The sequence below is a fragment of the Colwellia sp. 6_MG-2023 genome, assembly GCF_030547765.1.
Lineage (GTDB): Bacteria > Pseudomonadota > Gammaproteobacteria > Enterobacterales > Alteromonadaceae > Colwellia.
Genome location: NZ_JAUOPP010000021.1, coordinates 76507 through 93227, shown reverse-complemented (window position 1 = coordinate 93227; position 16721 = coordinate 76507). Strand labels below are relative to the sequence as shown.

Sequence of the window (16721 nt, the reverse complement as noted above, 5' to 3'; positions counted from 1 at the left end):
AAACTCATGTAAAAAGTTTATTCCCCAATAGCTCAGTTGGTAGAGCGATGGACTGTTAATCCATGTGTCACTGGTTCGAGCCCAGTTTGGGGAGCCACATTAAAGGCTACGAGAAATCGTAGCCTTTTTTCTTGCCTAAAATTACTCCCTTGTAACTCACCTTATAACTCAAGCTGACTCAAGTAATAACAACATAACGATGGACTGTACTCATTATTTAGTCAGGCATGTGTCACTGGTTCATTACACAGCGCTAATGTTGACTCTAATCTTTCAATTTTCTCTAGTAAATCCAAAGCAAGAGCGATCCCTGCTTGATTAACACCAAGATCCCGTTGAAGCCTCATAGCAGTTCGAGCACGTTTAAAACTATAAACTGAAAATATCCAGCTCGTCTGCTCTACTGGTGTTGCTTGATAATTAATAGGGTCTAATACTCCAACTTCAACTAGTGCTATAACCCATTCTGTAGAACTTGAACACGCATAAGACAGTTCCTCAAGAGAAAATTCAGCCTCGTCATCGATAAGTACACCGTCTAATATTATTTCTTTCATTAGTTTATACTCCTAATAAGGTTCGAGGGTTAAAGTCTAATTCATCTTGCATTTTTTTATAGATCGCTTTAGCAGCCTCACTGTCGGCCGGTGGTAAAACAATCTGAGTTACTACGTATAAATCACCTGCTGTTTTAGCAGGAATACCACGCGCTTTTAAACGAAGCTTCTGGCCACTTTTTGTCGCAGGTACAATTTTTAAATCTACTGGACCTAATGGTGTTGGCACTTTAACCGTTGCACCCAGCGCAGCTTCCCAAGGAGTGATGGGTAAGTCGAGATATACATCATGCTCGACCACACGATAAATAGAGTGAGTATTGAATGATAATTCTAGATAAATATCTCCTGCGGCCCCTCCCCCGTGACTTGGCGTACCTTGACCGGATAATCGGATACGTTGACCTTCTTTGACACCTCTGGGGATTTTAATTTTCAAGGTACGTTGTTTATTTACAACATGCCCTTGCTTATCCAACTCCGGTGACTGAAGTACAATACTCCTTGTTGCACCAAGATATGCGTCTTCAAGATCAATCACCACTTTAGCATGGTGATCTTCACCACGGGTCTTATAATCAGCTTGATGTTGATTGTTTGGTTTCTGTGAGCCATATCCTCTACCAAATAATGAATCAAAGAAATCACTAAAGTCTGCCTGACTTGCTCCGCTTGACCCACCATCCTTAAATTCAAACCCAGCATCCCAATCAGGTGGTGGATTAAAATCTTGTCCTGATTGCCAGTCGCTACCAAGTTGATCATAAGAAGCACGTTTATCGGGATCTTTTAGTACCGCATATGCTTCACCAACCTCTTTAAAACGAACTTCTGCGTCAGCAGCTTTATTAACGTCAGGATGATATTTTCTCGCTAACTTTTTATAGGCACGCTTAATTTCATCCGACGTTGAATCTCGATTGATCCCCATTACTTTGTAATAATCTTTAAAATCCATAAATCACTCCAGTGCGGCCCGTTAACAAAATATATTGTATAAAACGATGAATAGCATAAGCTTCAGAAATCATTATGCGCTTACTGGCTATAGATAAAAGATCTTTTAATCACAATGACAACACAAATCAATAAAAAGTCATAAAGCTGAAATACCGTAGAACGAACATTTCGTGCTATCACTTAATCCGTGATATTTTTAATATAGGTATCGTCTATCAGACTTGATGAATAATAGCCCTTAATATTAGTCAAAAATAAAGGGAGCTTTATTGGCTTTTACTCGAATCCAATTTAGAGAATTCTGCACTGATTTTCGAGCAAGTAGATTTTTTTCAATCTTATTCTTACCAGGAAATGGCACTAAACTCAGACCGATTAATAATGTGATTATGCCTTGGCCAGGTAGCACTAACATCACGAGACCAGACACAATCAAGACTATTCCAATCATGACTTTTGCTAAGCTAATTACGTAGGTTATGCTGCGACTCATTGAGGTTAATTGTTTCTTTTTATTAGCGATATCATTCGGGAACTCTTTACGGATAAAGTATTGTGAATCCATTTGTGTAATGATGTAAGTTATCGCCATAAAATATGCAATTGAAGCAAATGTTGTTGCTAAAAAAATTACAAAAATATAATCGAAATCAACGATTCCTATTAGATAAGTTGAGATAATATTGTAAATTTCTTTGAGCATTTTTTGCAATCCGTTATTACTTAGTTTCACATTATTTTAGTTGGGTATTATGCAATTATTCGAAACATTGGTTCAATGGCTCACTACCCATTGGGTAACGATCATAGTTATCTTTCATATTAGCTTATCTCTTATGACATCAGTACACGTACTGCTTTTTAAAGAAAATGAACGTACCTCATTGGCTTGGATTGGGCTAGTGATACTTTCACCTGTTATTGGAAGCCTATTTTATTGGCTATTTGGTATAAATCGCATCAAACGTTTAGCTCAAAAAAAACACCCTAATATGCTTAAAAAAAGCGTTAGCCAACAAGGTAAGCAAAAAAAGTTTACCAATATCCCTGAAAACTGGCATTCAATCATTACATCTGGTCACTCTATTCATTCTGTCAATTATGTTGCAAATAACAGTATTGAACCGCTTATTAATGGAGATATGGCCTATCCTGCCATGATTAAATCAATTGAATCTGCGAAACACCATATTGTTTTATCAAGTTACATTTTCGATTATGATTCAATTGGACGACAATTTATCCAAGCTGTAACCGTTGCACATAAAAGAGGTGTGATTGTAAATATTTTATTAGACGGTATAGGCATTGGCTATGGTTGGCATAAATCAGATCGCGCTTTAAAAAAACAAGGCATAAAAGCTATGCGTTTTTTGCCAGCCATTTCACTAACGGGCATTCGGTTTATTAATCTTAGAAACCATAGAAAGATACTTTGTGTAGATGGTGAAGAAGCCTATATTGGCGGGATGAATGTCAGTCAAAATAATCTTGTTAAGTTGGCAGGAAACCCCATCGATGATGTTCACTTTAAAGTAACAGGCCCTGTAATTGATCAGATTAGTCAGGTATTTATCGAAGATTGGTTTTTTGCAACACAAGAAACACTTCAATTTCCTCAGTATCGTCCTACCCCAGAAAAAAATAATGCTGATAAGCCTGTGGTTGCTCGCGTTATTCAAGATGGCCCAGACGAGCACCATAATAGAATACGTTGGACATTAATTAATGCCTTAGTATGCGCACAAAAGCGTGTCAAAATAATTACACCATATTTTTTGCCTGACCATACATTAATGACTTCTCTTCACGCCTCGGCATTACGAGGGGTATTGATTGAGATTATTATTCCAGAGCATACGGATATACGGTTTTTAGACTGGGTAATGGAAGCTAATTTTTTAAGAATAATGGAGCATGGGATAAAAATATATAAAAACAAAAGGCCTTTTGATCATAGTAAAATAGTTATTATTGATGATATATGGTCATTTATAGGCTCCTCCAACTGGGATGCTAGAAGTTTAGAGTTAAATTTTGAGATTAATCTTGAATGTTTTGATACCGCTCTCAATAGCCAGTTAAATGATATTTTCACCTTAAAAAAAGAAAACTCTCAACCGGTTGATAAAACTAAGATTAGTAGTTTGCCGACCTACAGAAAAATTCGCAATAATTTGTTTCGCCTATTTTCATCTTATTTATAATCGTTATGCTTACTACTATTATTACTACATATTACTACTACCAAATACATTAAGGCTTTAAAGCCAATGTAGCATAGTAGGATCCCTAAAATTATGGCAATTGCTTAAAAGCTGAGCTAGAAGAAAAATTAACGATATTACTTTGAAATACAGTTAAATGTAAAAAGATAGACTGATAGGATGGTTTTAAATACCTCATGTATAACAGGTATTTATTCTTATTATCGGAAGCAATAAAAAAGTCTTATACTCGATAAGAATATAAGACTTTAACTGTTAGCAGAGTTAATTTTTATTTTTCAGAAATTAACTCTTTTTTATTTTCAAAAGAAATAACTAACTTATCTTTCTTAACACCTACTTTAGCAACACCACCATTAGTTAACTCACCAAAGAGTAGTTCATTAGCCAACTCTTTTTTAAGCTTTTCTTGTATCAAACGAGACATTGGACGAGCGCCCATTGCTTTATCGTAACCATGTTCAGCAAGCCACTTTTTAGCGTCACGTGTTAACTCTAAAGAAACACCTTTTTCGTCAAGTTTTGCTTGTAGCTCAACAATAAATTTATCAACAACTTGTTGAATAACCTCATTATCAAGATGATTAAACCAGACAATATTATCAAGGCGGTTTCTAAATTCCGGCGAAAATACTTTATTAATTTCACTCATAGCATCTAAGCTATGATCTTGTTGTTTAAAGCCAATAGACTGACGTACAGTTTCTTGAACACCGGCATTGGTTGTAAGAACTAAGATAATATTTCTAAAATCCGCTTTACGTCCATTATTATCGGTTAATGTACCATGGTCCATTACTTGTAATAAAATATTGTAAACATCCTCGTGAGCTTTTTCTATTTCATCAAGCAATACTACTGCATGAGGGTTCTTGATTACTGCATCAGTAAGTAAGCCGCCTTGTTCATAACCTACATAACCAGGAGGAGCACCAATTAATCGACTAACCGCATGTTTTTCCATATATTCGGACATATCAAAACGTAGTAATTCAACACCTAATATTTTAGCTAGCTGTTTTGTTACTTCTGTTTTACCAACCCCTGTAGGGCCTGCAAATAAGAAAGATCCTACAGGTTTTTCTTCTTCACCTAAACCGGCACGTGAAAGACGAATAACCGATGATAACTCTTCTATTGCTTGATCTTGACCAAATACGACTAGTTTTAGGTTGCGATCAAGCATTTTAAGGCTATCTTTTTCCGTAGAAGAAACTGATTTTTCAGGAATTCTAGCCATCGATGCCACAACACTTTCAATATCAGTATTACTGATCGTTTTTTTACGTTTTGAAGCGGCAACAAGTTGTTGTTTAGCACCGGCTTCATCAATAACATCAATCGCTTTATCAGGTAAAAAACGTTCATTTATATATTTATCTGATAATTGAGCCGCTGCACGTAAAGCAGCGTTGGTATACCGAATACCATGATGCAATTCATATTTTTCTTTTAACCCTTGTAAAATCTTAGTGGTATCTTCCACACTTGGCTCAACAATATCTATTTTTTGAAAGCGCCTTGCTAGTGCTCGGTCTTTTTCAAATACACTTTGATATTCTTGATAAGTAGTCGAGCCCATACAACGAAGTTTACCCGCTGACAGTAGTGGTTTGAGTAAATTGGAAGCATCTAGCATTCCGCCAGATGCTGCGCCTGCGCCTATAATAGTATGAATCTCATCAATGAATAAGATCGCATTCTCATCAGTTTCTAGATCTTTTAATAAGGCTTTAAAGCGTTTTTCAAAATCACCACGGTATTTTGTTCCTGCAAGCAAAGCGCCCATATCAAGAGAGTAGATTGTCGCATTACTTAAAAATTCGGGTACGTCCTCGTTAACAATCATATTTGCTAACCCTTCAGCTATCGCCGTTTTACCAACACCGGCTTCACCTACAAATAAAGGATTATTTTTACGTCGACGACTTAATACTTGTAATGTTCTTTCAAGCTCGCTATTTCGGCCAATTAAAGGGTCTATATTGCCTTTTAACGCTTCTTCGTTAAGGTTAACAGAGAAGTTTTCAATAGTACGCGGCTCTTCTTCAGCAACTTGTTCACCATCTTCTAAAGGTGAGTTACTCGAATCATTTCCTATTTTAGCAATACCATGTGAAATATAATTAACAATATCTAAACGACTAATATCTGCTTTTTTCAATATGTAGGCGGCTTGCGATTCTTGCTCACTAAAAATAGCGACCAAAACATTGGCACCATTGACTTCGCTCTTACCTGATGATTGCACATGAAACACAGCACGTTGTAATACGCGTTGAAATCCCAAAGTTGGTTGAGTTTCTCTTTCTTCTTCTTCAGCTGGAATTACGGGAGTAGTCTCTTGAATAAATTCAAGTAAATTAGTCTGTATCTTACTGAGATCTGCACCACACGCCTTTAAAACTTCAATAGCTGATGGATTGTCTAATAGAGCTAATAATAAGTGTTCAACTGTCATAAACTCATGACGGTACTCTTTGGCTTGACGAAAAGCTAAGTTAAGGGAAATTTCTAAATCTTTATTAAGCATAGGTACTCCAATTTAATTCCTTGCTAATTTCTCTTTTAAATTAAAAAGAGAACATTAAGCTTTTTCTAAAACACACATTAATGGATGGCCATTATCGAGTGCATAACGTGCTACAAGATCCACTTTTGTTTCAGCAATATCCGCAGTATATGTGCCACAAAGCGCTTTGCCTTCATAATGAACGGTTAACATGATGTCGGTAGCTTGTTCTGAATTTTTATGAAAAAATTTACACAAGACATCAATAACAAAATCCATTGGTGTATAATCATCATTAAGTAAAAAAACATGATACTTAGGTGGTTTTTCTACTTCGTCTTTTATTTCTTCTTCAATAAACTCATGATTGTCAATTAACTCTTTCCAATTACTCATATCTTTATATTAGTCTCTGCTGATAACTTTTGCTGTAACTTATTTGTTAAAAAAAAATATATTTTTTTCATTATTCACTTGACTAATCTTTTATTTTATCTACGATTCATTAAGTGGTTATTTTTTAGCCACGTACTTAATTATGTCTATGCTTCATTATATCTCTCTTTTAAAGGAGCTAAAGTCAATTATAAAATTGATATATAGCAAGACATATAATACTAAAGGATATAGAGGAAGTAGAAGTATGGCTCACGGTACAGTTAAATGGTTTAATAACGCAAAAGGCTTCGGTTTTATTCGTCCTGATAGTGGTGGAGATGATATTTTCGCTCACTATTCAACTATTGAAATGGAGGGTTACCGCACACTTAAAGCTGGTCAAGATGTCAATTATGAGCTAAATGACGGTCCTAAAGGGCATCATGCAGCAAGTATAAAGCCCACTGATGAAGAATTAGATTAATAAAAAATTACCTATATCATTTTCTACAATATAATTTATTTATATTGTAGAAAATTTATGCCGTTAATCAATTTTTAATCTAATTCTTCTATTGCTACTCCAATTAAATATAAATTGTCACACTCTTCATCAATACGAACCACTTTGCCCCGTATATCGAGTGACTGTATTTGGTCAGAAGCGGAGTTAAGCTTAATTTTTACATGCGTCGACATCGCAATTGGATGTTCAACTTCAATAGCTACACCTGTAGCACTTAAATCTCGACAAGTCGCTTTTATCTGACTATTGGATTCATCATCAATAATGGTAACAACTACCTCTGTATTCAACATCATGCGATAGAAATTACGTTTATCATCAAAATTTATCATTTGTACCTCAATATAATCAAACTTAAAAACGATAATATCTAAGTCATTTAGTCACATTCGTTTTGCACGGTTATGGCTAATTTACTTAAAGGATAAGTATTTATACTGAGGTTAAGTCTTGCTGTCAAATAACAGTTATAGAGAATCTAAGAAAAATCCTTTAAATGGTTAATTATTCTCTTTAAAGAAATAGGCTGTGCCGTGCCTAAATTTTGAGAAAAAAGTGAAATTCTAAACTCTTCTATCATCCACTTAGTTAATAAAATTTCTTGTGCTATAGGTTTATCTTTACGCTGTTGTGATAATACACTAGTGTATAAATCTACTGCCTTCTTCACTTCAATTAACTTCAGCCTATCTTGGTTAGGATCAATAGGTAACTTTTCTAATCGGCGTAAAATACCTTTTAAATAACGTGTAATATCATCTAATTTGTCAAACCCTGAAGCACTAACAAACCCTTTAAAAACTAAGGCTTCACTTTGTTGTTTAATATCACTATGAGATTGAATTACATTAAGTGCTACATTACCTTTTAACTTTCTCGCGATATCGTGCCTTAAGCTTAATGTTTGTTCTACTTTAATTGCCGCTGTTAAGACACAATCTGATATTTCAGCACGCACATATTCACGCAGTAATTCAAAACTTTTTTCATCCCGAGGTAAAATAGTCATTTTCTTAGCTAACATATACTCTTTAACTAAAAAGACACATGCCCCCTGAATACAATCTTGTAATAAATCAGTAATAGAGCCAAAAGGATTGAAGTACAAACCTAATTTAGCCTTATTAGGCATTTTTTCTTGTAAATATTTTAATGGTGATGGAATATTCAATAAAATGAGTCGACTAATACCATTTAACATCGCTTGCTCTGCATGCTCTTCTTGCTCAAACAGTTCAATGGCAACACTACTTTTATGATCTACTAATGCAGGAAATGCCTTAATAGTCATATTAGCGACTTTCTTCTCATAACCTTGAGGTAACTTACCAAAATCCCAAACAGTTAATTTAGACTTCTCTATGCCCTTCTCTGCCACTTGTTTAATCGAGGCTTTTACCTTACCTTGTAATTGTGCTTTCAACTCATTAAGGTCTCGTCCCTGTTTTAATAATTGACCTTTCTCATTCACTACTTGAAAATTCATCGTTAAGTGCGCAGGCAACTCAACATCTTGCCAAACATCTTCAGGTAATCTAACCCCAGTCATACGCAACAGTTGTTTTGCTAATGCATCAACTAAACTTTCTTGAGTATTATTGATATTCGCCATTTTTTCTAAGCACGCTTGTGCATAATTAGGCGCAGGAACAAAGTTGCGCCGTAATGCTTTTGGCAACGCCTTAATTAATGCTACAACTAAATCATAACGCAGAGCCGGAATAAGCCAATCAAACCCTTCATATTGGCACTGATTAAGTAAGGCAATAGGAATAATTACACTAATGCCATCATCAATATCTCCAGGACTAAAGTGATAAGCTAACGGTAAAGTAAGATTATTTTGTTGCCAAGTGTCTGGATATTCTTTTGCAGACAGCTCATTTGATGATTTGTTAAGTAAAAAATCTTTAGTGAAATTAAGTAACTTGGCATTTTCTTTTTTAGCTTTCTTCCACCAAGATAAAAAACTACGTTGACAGATAACAGTCTCAGGAATTTTACTTGAATAAAAATCAACAAGTTGCTGTTCGTCAATTAAAAAGTCTTTACGGCGAGCTTTTTGCTCAAGAGCCTCAATACTGGCAATTAATGCTTGGTTCTCATCTAAGAATTTTTCTTTTATAAAGCAGTCACCATTGACAAGCGCTTCACGGATAAATATTTCTCTGCAAGTGATCGGCTCAATTGTATTAAAGTTAATCTTTCTTTTAGTAACAATTGGTAAACCATAAAGACTCACTTGCTCAAAGGCCATTACAGCGCCTTGTTTTTTCTCCCAATGGGGTTCGCTGTAACTTCGTTTTAATAAGTGTTCAGCTAAAGGCTCTATCCAAGTTGGATCAATGCGTGCATTCATGCGCGCAAATAAACGACTAGTTTCAACGAGTTCAGCTGACATTAACCATTTAGGCGGTTTCTTGGATAACGATGACCCAGGAAAAACGAAGAATTTACTTCCTCTTGCGCCTTTAAACTCTCTGTTCTCATCTTGTTGACCTAAATGACTTAATAAGCCCGACAATAGTGCTTGATGTACTGTCACTAGACTACTAGGTAATGTTTTGTCTTGTTTTTTATCTGAGCTAGTTTCATTAATTGAAAACTGATAATCAACGGACGTTAATGATATTTTTTGCTCTTTTAAGGTTAACTTCAGCTGAGTGAAAATATCTTGCCACTCTCGTAACCTTACATAAGATAAATACTCGCGTTGACATAACTTCCTGAAGTGATTTTGTGATAAATCATTTTTTTGCTCATTCACGTACTGCCATAAATTAAGTAAACTAACAAAGTCTGAATTATGATCTTTAAAGCGATTATGTTTTTCATCAGCTGCTTGCTGTTTTTCGTGTGGTCGTTCTCGTGGGTCTTGAATACTTAACGCACTAACAATAATAAGCACTTGTTCAATACAACCCAGTTCAATTGCAGTTAACACCATTTTTGCAAGTCGTGGATCAATAGAGAATTTAGATAATAAACGTCCTGACTTAGTTAACTTAGTTCCTTTGTTTTTTTGTCCCTTTAATTTCTTCTCATCATGAGCGCTATTGTCTATAGCCGCTAATTCTTCTAATAATTTAACACCATCATTAATATTTCGATTATCTGGTGCTTCTACAAAAGGAAAGTCGCCAATTTCTCCTAAATCTAACGCTAACATTTGTAAAATAACGGTAGCTAAATTAGTACGTAATATTTCAGGATCGGTAAATTCAGGTCGACTTAAGTAATCTTCTTCACTATACAAGCGTATACAAATGCCTGATGATACACGACCACAACGACCTGAACGCTGATTAGCACTCGCTTGTGAAATAGGTTCAATAGGTAAACGTTGCACTTTAGTGCGGTAACTATAGCGAGAAATACGTGCAGTTCCCGGATCAATCACATATTTTATACCTGGCACAGTTAAACTCGTTTCAGCAACGTTAGTTGCTAGTACAATATTTCGCCCAGAATGTGGTTTAAAAATAAGATTTTGTTCACTAACCGTTAAACGAGAATAAAGGGGTAATATTTGAGTGTGCCGTAAATTAGCTTTATTTAAGGCTGCTGCTGTATCTCTAATTTCTCGCTCACCATTTAAGAAAATTAATATGTCGCCCAAACTATCAGAAGAAAGTTGTGAAAATTCATCTACGGCATTTAAAATTCCATTAATAACATCATTACCATCATTTGAATTTTCATCTTGTTCATTATCATCCGAGCGACTCTCATTTAATGGTCTATAACGCATTTCTACCGGATAAGTACGACCAGAAACCTCAATAATAGGGGCTGGTTTACCCTGTTTATCGGCAAAATGATTAGCAAAACGTTGTGGATCAATAGTCGCTGAAGTCACTATCACTTTTAAGTCAGGTCGCTTAATTAAAACTTGACGCAAATACCCTAATATAAAATCAATATTTAAGCTCCGCTCATGTGCTTCGTCAATAATAATAGTGTCATACTGACGCAGTAAGCGATCTCTTTGCATTTCAGCTAACAAAATACCATCGGTCATTAATTTTATATAACTGTGTTGGCTCACTTGATCGTTAAAGCGAACTTTATAACCTACTTGCTCACCAAGTTTAGTATTTAGTTCGTCAGCAATACGATTCGCAACTGTTCTGGCGGCTATACGTCTGGGCTGGGTATGACCAATCAAACCATCAATTCCTCGCCCTAATTCAAGACAAATTTTAGGTATTTGTGTGGTTTTCCCTGAGCCTGTTTCCCCTGCAATAATAACAACTTGGTTATCACGGATAGCTTGAGATATTTGTGCAGCATTATCGCTAATGGGTAAGCCTTCCGGATAAGTTATTTTAGGAAGGTTATTAATTTTATGTTGTTTTTCTTTAATTGACTTATCAATTGCTTGCACAGTTTTAGTAAACTGTTTAAGTTGCTGATCTACTTTTACTTTATCAGGATGTGATTCAAGTTGAGCAAATATTCTTTTATGGTTAATAAGTTGTTGCTTCAAGCGATAAAAATCTGACTTTTTCACTTGAGTTAACGCATCAAAAGACGATTGTATATTCGGAGATTTACTTAGGGAAATATTTGACGGCAAAATAGACTCAACTAATGTAACAAAACAAAATGTAGAAAAGTCTATTTTATCAGTTATACCTAAACTACTTCAAGCTGGAGTTTCAGGCGTAGTAGTAAACTTCAGTTATATCAAGAAGTGATTAGAAACAATAACAATAAATCGCAACAATTATTGAGCGGCCTGTACTTTACCATTTTTTAAATTTTCACGTAAAATTTTGTCTATAGAGCGTAAAACATCATTACGACAAATCGTTCCTAATAAGTGATTACTTTCATCAACAACAGGATAAACTTTTGGCTTGTTCTGAATCATTAAACGCCCTAATTCAATAACACTGTCATAGGGTTTCATTGATAAAACGTCTTTACGCATTAAATCTGAAACATTAATGATATGCGCGTTGTGATACATAGTTTCAAGCATTTTAGCAAGAACATCACTTTCAGATAAAAAGCCAATTAATTTACCATTATCATCAATAACAGGTCCACCTATTTGCTTTGTTTTTAAAAACCGTAATGATGCCTCTTCAACGCCCATATCAGCAGTAAAGGTAACAGGATAGTGGTTCATATATTCTTCTATTTTTAACGACTCCATCATAACCCCTTATACATTAAACAAAAATAATCATACATTTGCATTAGGATATCTCCCTAACTATTAATGTAGATAACTATTTTTAAAAACACCAATTTTTCATAGATTTATCTAAGTTTAATTGTGTAAAGGTTTATGCTTTAAAATAAGAGTCGCTAAAAAGTTGAAAAAGTATTAATACGAAAATTTATTATCTGCGTATAAAGTTGAGGCTTTCAACCAAATATCACCAACTTTACCATCTCCTATCGCAACACCATCAAGCTTAGTTACTGGCGCAATTTCTTTTGAAGAGCTAGTTATCCAAACTTCATCGGCAGCACGAACTTCATCTAGGGTTATAGTGCGCTCTTGAACAGTTAATGTTCCATCTTTAGTCAATATATCAATGATTAAACGACGAGTAACACCTGGTAAAATTTGGTTATCTTGAATCGGCGTAGCAATAATTCCATCTTTTACGATAAAAATATTTGATGCACTTGCTTCTGTTAATTCATTTTTGCTATTAAACAATAAAGTTTCTTGGCTACCAGCATCAAAACCATCTTGAAAATGTAAAACATTGCCTAGTAATGAAGTTGATTTTATATGACAACGTTTCCAACGAAGATCTTCAGTGCTTGTTAAAGCATACCCGTTACCTACAGTATCTAAAGACGGTATCTTAGGTACAGGGATTTCAAAAGCCATTGCAAATACAGTTGGAGATACGTTCGTAGGGAAAGCGTGAAAACGTTTAGTATCAGTACCACGGCTTACATGCAAATATAGCCCTAGAGGGCCACCACCATTACTACTTGATAACTTGTCACATAAGGCTAACCACTGACTATCATCCCAATTTAACTCAATGCCAATAGCCTTTAAGCCATCATTCATTCTATCTATATGGGCTTGAAAACCAACCATTTTGCCAAAGTATGATGGGATTACTTCATATATTCCATCACCAAATAAAAATCCACGATCTAAAGGGGAAATTTTGGCTTCTTCAATTGGCATATAATCGCCATTTAAAAATACTGTGCTCATTTTACTTTTCCTGATAATTTAAATTTACTATTTAATTTTTCTTAACTGGCAGTTGGATAACCAATTAAGGATCTAATTCTTGCGATTAAAGCAATCCCCTCTGAAGCAGGAAGACTGTCTTCGGTTATTTCATTTCTGCGTGTAACACCATCAACACTGCCTAACTTTGAAATATATTTCAGAATTTGCTCTGGGCAGGTTTCATTCAATAAATCTTTTTTAGACCAAAGGCTTAAAAAGACTAAAATACCATAAACGCCCCAATTTGATACATCACTTAATATCAATTCATCACACGTTGTCGCAGCAGGAACAATATCAAGTTTTGCTAATAGATCTTTCACGTTCCCCATGCCTATTTCATTACCACCATCACCAATAGCAATCGTAGGACAATTTGCTTCTGTCATAAAAAAATCAAAAGACGCTGATTTAGCGCTTATATCTTCACCACGCATATTATGGTAATTTCCATTTTCCGCAGCGCCAGGACATTCAATAGCGATGATAGCTTGAGGTTTATACTGTAAAAGTGCCGCTTTCGCTTCAGCTAAACCGGATTTTTTATCACCAACACTAATAACACATACGTTATAATCATCTTTGAGTGCATTAGCTAATGGGTTACCACACACTAAGATAGGAGTAGCACCTAAAAGAGCCAACGCTTTATATAAAATTAAAGCCCCTACAGGACCATCTGTTTCAAACGTATCTAAAACAGGAAATCCAGTACCTATAAGTACTGTCCCTGTGATATTGCTCAAAGATTTAGCCGCACGTAAACAATAACCGGAAGTAACTTGTTGTTGTAAATCCTTCATACCACGTAAATTACGCTCAACAAGCATACATTCAATTTGTTCACTAAGTGATGCTTCATTTTCTATATTCATGTTTCTTATACCAAGCTTGCTCTAATTTTAATCACAAACATTGAGTTTTTTACGATTAAAATAACTTAAATCTAAATGAAAACAGTTATGTGCCTGTTCCATACTAATAGGCTCAAAGCGAACTTTATCACCTTGTTTGAGTTGCCCTAATTTTGCAATGTCAATGGATATAACAGCGCCAATTTTAGGATAGCCACCAATCGTTTGTCGGTCATTCAACAACACAATTGGCTGACCATCTGCTGGGATTTGAATAGCCCCCTGACAAATACCTTCAGATAAAATGCCTTCAATATCCCCCGTAATTTTTTTACCGGTTAACCGATAACCCATTCGATCAAAACTTTTACTCACGGTATAGTCACTTGAGTAAAATAACCGTTGTTGAAACGATGAAAAGTTTTTTTGTTGATAGCTTGGTACTGTGCGTAACACCACATCATTGCAATACCTTGGTCTGAATTGCTCAGGTAACACTAAATTTGTTTTTCTTCGTTGACTGGCACAAGGTAAGATATTGTCTTTTTTAAGCTTGTCACCAACTAAACCACCAACACCTTCTCGACACACGGTTGCCGTACTACCAAAACTTTCTTTGATAGTAAAACCACCGGCAACAGCCAAATAACTTCGTATACCTTCGCTAGCAAACCCTAACTCAATAAGGTCGCCCGCTTTAATCGCGTAACTGCGCCATAAATCTTTGTTAGTATGATTAATTGACAGCGACATATTTGCACCAGTGACGGCAATAGTTGTATCAACTTGTGCAATAAGTGCTAAACCGCCAATACTAATTTCAATAGCCGTAGCATTTAATTCATTAGCACATAAGCGATTAGCCCATTGAAATGCCTGTAAATCTATTGGACCACCATTGGTTAATCCAATATTAAAAGAGCCAAAACGCCCAGCATCTTGAATAAGGCTTAGCATGCCTGGCTCTTTCACTAAAAAACCTGTAGAAAAACTCATGATAGTTTGCCAAATCCTTCCGGTAATTCACCACCTAATGATAAAAACTCATTCTTATCAATTGACTTAAACCTTACTTTATCACCAACTTTAATTGGCATGATTGGAGTTGCCGTGACATCAAACATATCGACTGGGCATAAACCGACTATATTCCAACCTCCTGGGGAGGTATTTGGATAAACAGCAGTTTGTTTGTCAGCAATAGCAACAGCTCCTTTGGGCACTTTATTTCTTGGGGTACTTAAACGTGGTGAAGCAATTCTTTCATCAACTTCACCTAAATAAGCAAACCCAGGCGCAAAGCCGATAGCATAAACGTGATAATCTTTAGCTTGATGAATTTCGATTACTTGCTCAACACTTAATTTGTTTCGCTGGGCAATAACGGTTAAATCCGGACCAGATTCTTCAGAGTAATATACTGGTAATTCAATAATAGAAGATTGCTCTACATCACTATCAGTTGCTGAATTATCATCTAAACGTCGTAATAAAGCTCTCAGTTTATTTCGCACCTGGTGATGGTCGGTATGAAGTATATTAAATACCACCAACATCGATGCATAAGATGGAATTAAATCTACAATATCATCAGACAAGTCAACCTTCATTGCTTGACGAATCAATTGTTCAACTTGTTTTATTTTTGCCGACGTGTCATCGCTAACTTCATCAGAAAAATAAATAATTAACGCATTTTCACCTGCAATACTAATCGTTGGCATACTAAGCCCTTGTTCTTTTAACATTAACCAATGAGCTCCCGAATAGATTCAATCGCTTGTACGCCTTCAATATTGTCGCCATGAACACACAAGCTGTCGGCATTTAGAGTTAAAATGTTACCACTTACCGAGGTAACGCAACCTTGCTCTTTCAGTTGTTTCACTTGAGCAAGCATTTTTTCTTTATTATGAACAGCGCCAGGCTTAGTACGAGCTAACAGTTTACCGTCATCGTCATAACAACGATCCGCAAAAGCTTCGCTCAATATATCAATATTATATTGTTTAGCCTCTGCTCTGTGTTCTTCAATTTTAGGTGTCGCTTGTAACATTAATTTTAGAGGACGATGATAACGACTTAATGCACATAAAATAGCATCTCTGACTTCTTTTTTTACCATCATGTCATTATATAAAGCACCGTGTGGCTTTACATATTCCAATTCAATGCCTATTGACTTAGCTACACCATCAATAGCTGCCACTTGATACATGACCAACGCTATCAATTCCTCAGTTGAGCAATTAATTGAACGTCGTCCAAAACCGACCAAGTCAGGGTATCCAGGATGTGCACCGACACTAACGTTATTTTCTTTTGCTAATACTAATGTCTTTTGCATCACTAAAGGGTCACCCGCGTGAAAACCACAAGCAATATTAGCTTGATCGATATGCGGCATAACTTTCTCATCAAGCCCCATTGTCCAGCTGCCAAAACTTTCGCCTAAATCACAATTCAATTTCATTATTTTTCCTCAT

General features: G+C 35.6%; 15 protein-coding genes and 1 tRNA gene. 3 read left to right on the top strand and 13 right to left on the bottom strand.

Translation table 11 applies throughout. The annotated features are described in order from the left end of the window. Positions 1-21 precede the first annotated feature (21 nt). Positions 22-97: transfer RNA gene (locus Q4503_RS13820), tRNA-Asn, on the top strand. Positions 98-221: 124 nt separating this feature from the next. Here Q4503_RS13820 and Q4503_RS13815 read toward each other — a convergent pair. The 3 genes from Q4503_RS13815 to Q4503_RS13805 all read right to left on the bottom strand — a co-directional run bounded on the left by Q4503_RS13815 (position 222) and on the right by Q4503_RS13805 (position 2220). Continuing rightward, positions 222-557, bottom strand: a complete 336-nt coding sequence (locus Q4503_RS13815) for a chaperone modulator CbpM (RefSeq protein WP_215972870.1) — start codon at positions 555-557, stop codon at positions 222-224. Positions 558-561: 4 nt separating this feature from the next. Then, positions 562-1515 carry a DnaJ C-terminal domain-containing protein gene (locus tag Q4503_RS13810; RefSeq protein WP_303602620.1) on the bottom strand — a complete coding sequence of 318 codons (954 nt, stop codon included), beginning with the start codon at positions 1513-1515 and terminating at the stop codon, positions 562-564. 246 nt (positions 1516-1761) lie between these two features. Further along, a complete protein-coding gene (locus tag Q4503_RS13805) occupies positions 1762-2220 on the bottom strand; it encodes a hypothetical protein (protein WP_303602619.1) in 459 nt (152 codons plus the stop codon). A 49-nt stretch (positions 2221-2269) separates the two neighbouring features. Here Q4503_RS13805 and Q4503_RS13800 point away from each other — a divergent pair, with 49 nt between their 5' ends. Beyond that, a complete protein-coding gene (locus Q4503_RS13800) occupies positions 2270-3724 on the top strand; it encodes a phospholipase D-like domain-containing protein (protein ID WP_303602618.1) in 1455 nt (484 codons plus the stop codon). Between the two features lie 292 nt (positions 3725-4016). Here the strand turns inward: Q4503_RS13800 and clpA are convergent, their stop codons facing one another. Together clpA and clpS are read right to left on the bottom strand one after the other, a co-directional pair. Beyond that, the gene (gene clpA / locus Q4503_RS13795) at positions 4017-6278 is read right to left on the bottom strand and encodes an ATP-dependent Clp protease ATP-binding subunit ClpA (RefSeq protein WP_215972873.1); all 2262 of its coding nucleotides are present in this window, start codon (positions 6276-6278) and stop codon (positions 4017-4019) included. A 54-nt stretch (positions 6279-6332) separates the two neighbouring features. Then, positions 6333-6653 carry an ATP-dependent Clp protease adapter ClpS gene (clpS, locus tag Q4503_RS13790; RefSeq protein ID WP_215972874.1) on the bottom strand — a complete coding sequence of 107 codons (321 nt, stop codon included), beginning with the start codon at positions 6651-6653 and terminating at the stop codon, positions 6333-6335. 247 nt (positions 6654-6900) lie between these two features. On the opposite strand from clpS, the gene cspD reads away from it, so the two are divergent. Further along, complete coding sequence (cspD, locus tag Q4503_RS13785; RefSeq protein ID WP_215972875.1) at positions 6901-7119, top strand: cold shock domain-containing protein CspD; 219 nt, start codon at positions 6901-6903, stop codon at positions 7117-7119. A 74-nt stretch (positions 7120-7193) separates the two neighbouring features. Here the strand turns inward: cspD and Q4503_RS13780 are convergent, their stop codons facing one another. The 8 genes from Q4503_RS13780 to Q4503_RS13745 form a co-directional block, all read right to left on the bottom strand. Then, positions 7194-7493, bottom strand: a complete 300-nt coding sequence (locus Q4503_RS13780) for a PilZ domain-containing protein (protein WP_215972876.1) — start codon at positions 7491-7493, stop codon at positions 7194-7196. Between the two features lie 146 nt (positions 7494-7639). Continuing rightward, positions 7640-11674, bottom strand: a complete 4035-nt coding sequence (hrpA, locus tag Q4503_RS13775; RefSeq protein WP_215972891.1) for an ATP-dependent RNA helicase HrpA — start codon at positions 11672-11674, stop codon at positions 7640-7642. A gap of 216 nt (positions 11675-11890) precedes the next feature. Further along, on the bottom strand, positions 11891-12325 hold the full coding sequence (locus Q4503_RS13770; protein ID WP_215972877.1) for a CBS domain-containing protein: 435 nt from the start codon (positions 12323-12325) through the stop codon (positions 11891-11893). 174 nt (positions 12326-12499) lie between these two features. Next, complete coding sequence (locus Q4503_RS13765; protein WP_215972878.1) at positions 12500-13360, bottom strand: aminotransferase class IV; 861 nt, start codon at positions 13358-13360, stop codon at positions 12500-12502. A 41-nt stretch (positions 13361-13401) separates the two neighbouring features. Beyond that, entirely contained in the window at positions 13402-14256 is an 855-nt protein-coding gene (locus Q4503_RS13760) for a glutamate cyclase domain-containing protein (RefSeq protein ID WP_303602617.1), read from the bottom strand. A 27-nt stretch (positions 14257-14283) separates the two neighbouring features. Further along, positions 14284-15231 (bottom strand): biotin-dependent carboxyltransferase family protein, encoded by a 948-nt coding sequence (locus Q4503_RS13755; protein ID WP_303602616.1) that lies wholly within the window; start codon positions 15229-15231, stop codon positions 14284-14286. Beyond that, a complete protein-coding gene (pxpB, locus tag Q4503_RS13750) occupies positions 15228-15983 on the bottom strand; it encodes a 5-oxoprolinase subunit PxpB (RefSeq protein ID WP_252727462.1) in 756 nt (251 codons plus the stop codon). The genes Q4503_RS13755 and pxpB overlap by 4 nt, the downstream gene beginning before the upstream one ends. Then, on the bottom strand, positions 15983-16708 hold the full coding sequence (locus Q4503_RS13745) for a 5-oxoprolinase subunit PxpA (RefSeq protein WP_303602615.1): 726 nt from the start codon (positions 16706-16708) through the stop codon (positions 15983-15985). The genes pxpB and Q4503_RS13745 overlap by 1 nt, the downstream gene beginning before the upstream one ends. Positions 16709-16721: the final 13 nt, after the last annotated feature.

What these genes read in the sequence shown, in the direction of transcription:
- Q4503_RS13815 (WP_215972870.1), bottom strand. Translation starts at nt 557, where the DNA reads ATGAAAGAAATAATATTAGACGGTGTACTTATCGATGACGAGGCTGAA.
- Q4503_RS13810 (WP_303602620.1), bottom strand. Translation starts at nt 1,515, where the DNA reads ATGGATTTTAAAGATTATTACAAAGTAATGGGGATCAATCGAGATTCA.
- Q4503_RS13805 (WP_303602619.1), bottom strand. Translation starts at nt 2,220, where the DNA reads ATGCTCAAAGAAATTTACAATATTATCTCAACTTATCTAATAGGAATC.
- Q4503_RS13800 (WP_303602618.1), top strand. Translation starts at nt 2,270, where the DNA reads ATGCAATTATTCGAAACATTGGTTCAATGGCTCACTACCCATTGGGTA.
- clpA (WP_215972873.1), bottom strand. Translation starts at nt 6,278, where the DNA reads ATGCTTAATAAAGATTTAGAAATTTCCCTTAACTTAGCTTTTCGTCAA.
- clpS (WP_215972874.1), bottom strand. Translation starts at nt 6,653, where the DNA reads ATGAGTAATTGGAAAGAGTTAATTGACAATCATGAGTTTATTGAAGAA.
- cspD (WP_215972875.1), top strand. Translation starts at nt 6,901, where the DNA reads ATGGCTCACGGTACAGTTAAATGGTTTAATAACGCAAAAGGCTTCGGT.
- Q4503_RS13780 (WP_215972876.1), bottom strand. Translation starts at nt 7,493, where the DNA reads ATGATAAATTTTGATGATAAACGTAATTTCTATCGCATGATGTTGAAT.
- Q4503_RS13770 (WP_215972877.1), bottom strand. Translation starts at nt 12,325, where the DNA reads ATGGAGTCGTTAAAAATAGAAGAATATATGAACCACTATCCTGTTACC.
- Q4503_RS13765 (WP_215972878.1), bottom strand. Translation starts at nt 13,360, where the DNA reads ATGAGCACAGTATTTTTAAATGGCGATTATATGCCAATTGAAGAAGCC.
- Q4503_RS13760 (WP_303602617.1), bottom strand. Translation starts at nt 14,256, where the DNA reads ATGAATATAGAAAATGAAGCATCACTTAGTGAACAAATTGAATGTATG.
- Q4503_RS13755 (WP_303602616.1), bottom strand. Translation starts at nt 15,231, where the DNA reads ATGAGTTTTTCTACAGGTTTTTTAGTGAAAGAGCCAGGCATGCTAAGC.
- pxpB (WP_252727462.1), bottom strand. Translation starts at nt 15,983, where the DNA reads ATGTTAAAAGAACAAGGGCTTAGTATGCCAACGATTAGTATTGCAGGT.
- Q4503_RS13745 (WP_303602615.1), bottom strand. Translation starts at nt 16,708, where the DNA reads ATGAAATTGAATTGTGATTTAGGCGAAAGTTTTGGCAGCTGGACAATG.